A 5626-nucleotide genomic window follows, 5' to 3' on the forward strand; every position below is an offset into this window, starting at 1 on the left:
ATCTCCTAAAGGGTGGGGTCTTCACCCACATCCATGCAACAGTTAGGATTTTGGGATTATATCCCGCGAATCCCCCTAATCATACCTCTCCATTTTCTGGAGGCTCCTATTAGGAACGAGCCGCACTTACGTAATACCCGTCTGATTTACGGGTAACTGTAGCTGTTTTGATTTTGAAGCCATCGGGGATTGGCCGGTGGTAGACCATCTTGACCCACCCAAACTTAGGTAGTTTCAGACAGTTACCATCAATAGGATTCTTACCAAGAGAAGGAAAGGTTAGAGAACGGTATCGACCTTTGCCTTTAAACCGAGGTCTACCACTTCTTTTGCCGTTACAATCGCCAAGGAGGTATCGCTTAAAAGCTAAATCTACCCGCTTAACGCAGTCCTGTAAAACGTGAGCATGAATTTCTGCGTACCACGGTCTATTTTGCTTGAGCTGGGGAAGAGTACGCTTCTGAGAATAGTAATCTGGATTATCCCTAAGTTCTGGAAGGTGACAAACCAATAGACATGCATTAATAGAGCAGCGATTTTGTTCGTACCAGGAAAATCTATCTGCCAACAAATAATTATATTGACAACGCAACATTTCCAACCATCTTTCCAATTGATCGGTTTGAGTTTTAGTCAACCTTAACCGGTACTGGTAAGCAGCTCGCATAATGTTGTTATCCCGTTTATCGACCTAGTATGATTCTAGTATACGTATAAACAAATGATAATCCAAAATGAAAGACAAAAAAATGATAATTAGGATTACCGATTTCGAGAAAAGGCAACTAAAACAGGAGGCCGACCGAAGGGGAATGACCTCGTCTGAATTGATAAGCACCTACACAGAATTAATTTCCTACTGCCAATCTCTGTAACCCTTAACCTGAAAGGCTTTGAGTATTTGAAAATGTGTAATTAATTTTGTGCACCTGCAAAAGATGCCTAATAGCCCGTTTCCCCGTTCCCAAAGACCCTGGTTAATTGGTAATTCCGCTTCGCTCCATTACCTGGCTATCCTTCCCGACGTTCACCCTATCGGGTAGAACGCGGGGCTGCCGCCATCCAGCTCATAAATACAATTAGACCTCTCCAAAAACTTGAAAGTCTCTCAGTAACTGCTTTTCAGCCCTCAAATTGACCAAGTCAATTTTACGTTAAATTAACGCTATAATAGGCTTTACGAAGCTATTAATGTTAATTTAGCACCAAAAGTATGAGCAGATACAACCTCAATTGTTTCAGGACTTTCAGACGCTTTTATTACTTGTAATACTAAGGCTCCTGTTCTCAATCTTACTAAACCGCATATTGTCAAAATTCCCTCAGAATATTTACTAGGATTTAGGCGAAACCTTTCTCCAGCTATTTTAAAAATTTTCACCAATCTAATTACGTGTTCTACAAATATTCTGTTTGAAGAGAATAACTTATTATCTTTCTTTTGCTGTGGAGTTAATTCACCATTCTTTGGTTTTTTGTGGGGAGTTCTTATTTGTTCTTCTCCTACATAAGCTTTGTCTCCACTCAGTCGCTGTTTATCATCAAATTTTGCTAAACGTTCTCGACAAATATTTATGTCACTTTTGGGGCCAGGTTTGCCGACCACTACGTCCACAATATCTTCCCCTTTTGGCAAGACAATAAATTGGTTTTTAAATGTATGATTTTTCTTCTTACCAGAATAGAAAACTTTTTGCTGATTATAATCTTTTGGTCTTTCTCTGACTTGTTCAGCGCTATCTACTATTAACTCATACTCAGTCAAAGCTTCCCGAATTATCTCCGACTCTTCTTCGCACTTTTTTACTTGTTCTAGTAGCGATGCAGCGCGGTCTTGGGGAGGCAGTGCGGTCTTGGGGGTTCCCCCCATGAGCAACTGCCGTGGTTTCCCCCATGAGCGACTGCATCAAGACAAAGAAGCTGGTAGAGCTTCTCAGCAAAAGAGATTGCCAGTAGTTAAAAGTAGAGTTTGCTGTCGATTCGCTCACCTGAAACTGTAGTCCTAGAAGTTGAAAGTTTATGTGATGTCGTAAGTAGATTAGCGATGCAGCGCGGTCTTGGGGAGGCAGTGCGGTCTTGGGGGTCTCCCCCATGAGCAACTGCCGTGGTTTCCCCCATGAGCGACTGCATCAAGACAACGTCAAGACTATTTGGTCTTCAATTGATAATTTTTGTGAAGCACCTCCCCCAGGCTTAATTAGCCTGACTTTTTGATTTTGAATTTTTTCTTGATGTTGATGATGTAATAACTTGGCTTGTTCTATCAGTTGAAAGAGTTGTTCATGATTTATTCCTACCAATCGTTTAGTTTGTTTAGGATTTTTTTTAAGATAATTCCAAGTGTAGCTCATTTTGAAGTTAATAAAATTTAGTTAGATTTTTAATATTATACCATAAATTTATTTTTTGGAAAGGTCTATTCCAGTACCTAGCCAGCCTGCAAAATTTTGATAGGGCATCCCAAAAAAAGCACCTGGTTGCTCTCAGATCCAAAACGGTACATTGGTTTGGCTCATAGCGGGATCCAGCACAAAATCCCAGGACGTCAGTAATAGGGCACCAATAGCGATCGCGCCTAAATACTTACACCAGTTAGGTATGCTCAGAGTCCCTAGGCCAACACGGGCAATTAGGTAAGCACTGAAGCCGAGATAGAACCAAGATAAAGGAATCGTAAAAGGAACCAAACCAGCGATTTTGTAGCCTAAACCGCTCAAGTAGTGATAGTGGCCAAAGGGAAAGCCAGTGCTAGTGCCTAATAATTCACTTCCTAGGGAAAGAGCAATAGCTGGAAACATGAAACCCAACCAATGCCAAGCACCACAGACGCGATAGGCATAAATAGATACCGCAATAGTCCCTAAGAGTATATAGGCAGCACCACCGCCAGCCATTGACCAAACTAGAGCCGTTTGTCCGAATTGAGTCAAATGAGTAATAAATTCTGTGTTCGGTAATACTAATAAGATTCCTGCTAAGCCAAAAGCCATGGACAGAATATGACCAACTAAGAAACCCCTCTCGGCAGTTACGGTTTTTTTCATGTAATTAAAGGAGATTCCTCACTAATTGATGGAACTGAACTAATTGATGGAACTGACCACTGACGTGTTAGTTATTGGTTTTCACTTTGAGCTATGGAAGGCATTAACGATCACAGGTTTAATCAGTAGCAATTTCCTTTAACAGCCTTCACAGTAGCCAAAGATAGTGCTTCGACCATCTCGAGTAAGGTTTCCTAACTCCATCCCACTTTGCCCGTTCGGCAATGGTGTCAAGGCGAGTTCTGCTACCAGCAGATTTTCCCCTCTCCTCAATTACTAGGGACAGGGCTAGGAACTGGCGGTCTATCCTAGATGCCATCACCATTACAACGAGCGGACTAATGACTATTGCCTGCATTTTAGCGAGTAAATTCCCGATTAACCGGAAATTACTAGGGTATTAACAAAGACTTAATTGTCTCATCCAGAGTCAACCTCACAAAGATTTTAGTAGAGACATTCTACTAGGATAATCTCCTTTAATTTTGCATAAATTGTACTTGACAAAAAGCGAAATGTATGGAAACATATCTAACCCCCCACTCATACCGAGTTGCATTCAAACAAAGTAGATTGGTGGGATAGGGAGATAGGGAAATAGGGAGATAGGGAGATGGGGAGATAGGGGGAAGAGAAAGTATCAATCTTCGATCAGACTACGAATTTCTCTGACTTGTTCGATATACTCACCATCATTCCAAACTGGTACAACTCCTTCGTAAGAAATCGGTTCAACTAAATCAATCCATGAGCGACAGCCTCCGTACTCTTGGTGGTAGGGAGTGATCACAGGCTCAGCTAACTGATAAGTACGCAAAAGCAGTACATATAAAGGTTGACGTGGCTTCCACTTCCAACGCTCAGTCACAAATTGTTCATTCCAAATATGATAGGGTAGCAGAGCAGCAACACTGGATTGCTCCGTTACTGGCAAAATATCAGTAATAGACGCCCAGCTACCAATCCGAACCGTTTCCGGATGCCAACCTGAGGGCACAGGTTTCACTTGTTCACCATAGTCAGGTTTAAGCAAATTAGGCTTTTGATGCTCATAGGTAGGGTAGAGTAAAACCTGGTGGTGAGCCACTCTGAAGCAGTTGCCCTGTTCACGAATACCGCCTTTGCGTAAGAGCATTATTGTTTTGCCCGCTTCTAAGGCATTAACCGCAACAGCCCATTCTTTCAGGGCATGGGTAGTACTTGCAAGCATAAATTTAGTAATGGGACTTTTCTAATAACAATAAGAGGTTTGCGTTTTCCTAGGATAGGATGTCAAGATTACTCTCAGTAGGGAATAGGGAGTAGGGAGTAGGGAGTCGGGAGTAGGGAGTCGGGAGTAGGGAGTCGGAAGTCGGGAGTCGGGGTAAGAAAATTTAATGTACCATCTCCCGATCACCCCATCACCCCATCACCCCACACCTCCCCACACTCCCCACCCTCCCCACACTACCGATTCCCGATTCCCGATTCCCGATTCCCGATTCCCGATTCCCTGTTCCCGATTCCCTGTTCCCTGTTCCCTTTGCTATACCAACCACCTATGAGTAATTCTGAAGCAAACAACCGTAAAACTATTAACAAAGTCGCCATTGTAGGAGGAACCCACGGTAATGAATTTACCGGTGTATACCTAGTCAAAAAGTTTGAGAAGTTTCCAGAATTAATCACTAGACCTAGTTTTGAAACCTTGACAAGAATAGGTAATCCCCAAGCCTTTAAAGCTGCTCGGAGATATATTGATACAGACTTAAACCGCTGCTTTGCTAAAGGTGACCTTGAAAATCACGAGCTTTCTTTCTATGAACAAACCCGAGCAAAAGAAATGGCTCAAACCCTAGGACCAAAAGGCAATTCCCAGGTAGATTTTATTCTAGATTTGCACAGTACCAGTGCTAATATGGGGTTTACGATCATTCTCGTCAACAACGACCCCTTTAATTTACAACTCGCTGCTTATCTGAGTTCCCTTGACCCCTTAGTTAGAGTTTTAAGTTCCATTGAACCAGGTAAAGAAAATCCCTTTGTAAATTCTCTATGTAATTTCGGCTGTTCTATTGAAGTCGGTCCCATTGCACCAGCTAGTCTCAAGGGCGATATTTTTCAAAAAACTGAAGCCTTAATTCACGCCACGTTAGATTATATTGAAGACTATAATAAGGGTAAACTATTATCAAACACTTATCCTCTAACCATTTATCACTATTTCAAAGTAGTTGACTATCCCAGAAACAAAGCTGGTGAACTAGAAGGTATGATTCATCCTCATCTCCAGGGCAGAGATTATCAAGAACTTAATCCTGGTGACCCCATGTTTCTTACCTTCGATGGCACTACAATTTACTATGAAGAAGAAGCCACGGTTTGGCCAGTATTTATTAATGAAGTTGCCTACTATGAAAAAGGAATAGCGATGTGTTTGACTAAAAAAGAGATAGTTAGTGTTTAGGGAACAGCGGATCTGGGAACAGCGGATCTGGGAAAGAGTGGGGAGATGGGGAGATGGGGTGATGGGGTGATGGGGTGATGGGGTGATGGGGTGATGGGGTGATGGGGTGATGGGGTGAACATCGTCGCAGAGTGAA

Annotated in this window: 9 protein-coding genes and 2 pseudogenes; 2 read left to right on the forward strand and 9 right to left on the reverse strand. The window is 42.3% G+C overall.

Translation table 11 applies throughout. The features are described from left to right. Nucleotides 1–124: 124 nt before the first annotated feature. The 9 genes and pseudogenes from F6J99_RS41220 to F6J99_RS41260 all read right to left on the reverse strand — a co-directional run. A pseudogene (locus F6J99_RS41220) lies at nucleotides 125–667 on the reverse strand (transposase); the annotation flags it as partial. 510 nt (nucleotides 668–1177) lie between these two features. Next, a complete protein-coding gene (locus tag F6J99_RS41225) occupies nucleotides 1178–1870 on the reverse strand; it encodes a transposase family protein (RefSeq protein ID WP_365975273.1) in 693 nt (230 codons plus the stop codon). Continuing rightward, on the reverse strand, nucleotides 1758–2021 hold the full coding sequence (locus F6J99_RS45955; protein WP_365975276.1) for a transposase family protein: 264 nt from the start codon (nucleotides 2019–2021) through the stop codon (nucleotides 1758–1760). Before F6J99_RS45955 ends, F6J99_RS41225 begins: the two co-directional genes overlap by 113 nt. Continuing rightward, the gene (locus F6J99_RS41235) at nucleotides 1957–2118 is read right to left on the reverse strand and encodes a hypothetical protein (RefSeq protein ID WP_293122233.1); all 162 of its coding nucleotides are present in this window, start codon (nucleotides 2116–2118) and stop codon (nucleotides 1957–1959) included. Before F6J99_RS41235 ends, F6J99_RS45955 begins: the two co-directional genes overlap by 65 nt. 11 nt (nucleotides 2119–2129) lie before the next feature. Further along, nucleotides 2130–2351 carry a hypothetical protein gene (locus tag F6J99_RS41240; protein WP_293122236.1) on the reverse strand — a complete coding sequence of 74 codons (222 nt, stop codon included), beginning with the start codon at nucleotides 2349–2351 and terminating at the stop codon, nucleotides 2130–2132. Nucleotides 2352–2420: 69 nt separating this feature from the next. Then, nucleotides 2421–3044, reverse strand: a pseudogene (locus F6J99_RS41245) (carotenoid biosynthesis protein); the annotation flags it as partial. Between the two features lie 148 nt (nucleotides 3045–3192). Continuing rightward, nucleotides 3193–3363: a hypothetical protein gene (locus F6J99_RS41250; protein WP_293122239.1), complete on the reverse strand. Its 171-nt coding sequence runs from the start codon at nucleotides 3361–3363 to the stop codon at nucleotides 3193–3195. 321 nt (nucleotides 3364–3684) lie between these two features. Further along, entirely contained in the window at nucleotides 3685–4254 is a 570-nt protein-coding gene (locus F6J99_RS41255) for a DUF1802 family protein (protein ID WP_293122242.1), read from the reverse strand. Nucleotides 4255–4275: 21 nt separating this feature from the next. Then, entirely contained in the window at nucleotides 4276–4440 is a 165-nt protein-coding gene (locus F6J99_RS41260) for a hypothetical protein (protein ID WP_293122245.1), read from the reverse strand. Between F6J99_RS41260 and F6J99_RS41265 the strand changes: the two genes are divergently transcribed. Together F6J99_RS41265 and F6J99_RS41270 are read left to right on the forward strand one after the other, a co-directional pair. Then, nucleotides 4421–4588, forward strand: a complete 168-nt coding sequence (locus tag F6J99_RS41265; protein ID WP_293122248.1) for a hypothetical protein — start codon at nucleotides 4421–4423, stop codon at nucleotides 4586–4588. The two genes, F6J99_RS41260 and F6J99_RS41265, sit on opposite strands and share 20 nt — an antisense overlap. Next, on the forward strand, nucleotides 4585–5490 hold the full coding sequence (locus F6J99_RS41270) for an aspartoacylase (protein ID WP_293122251.1): 906 nt from the start codon (nucleotides 4585–4587) through the stop codon (nucleotides 5488–5490). Before F6J99_RS41265 ends, F6J99_RS41270 begins: the two co-directional genes overlap by 4 nt. Nucleotides 5491–5626 lie beyond the last annotated feature (136 nt).

This window comes from Moorena sp. SIO4G3, assembly GCF_010692305.1.
Lineage (GTDB): Bacteria > Cyanobacteriota > Cyanobacteriia > Cyanobacteriales > Coleofasciculaceae > Moorena > Moorena producens_A.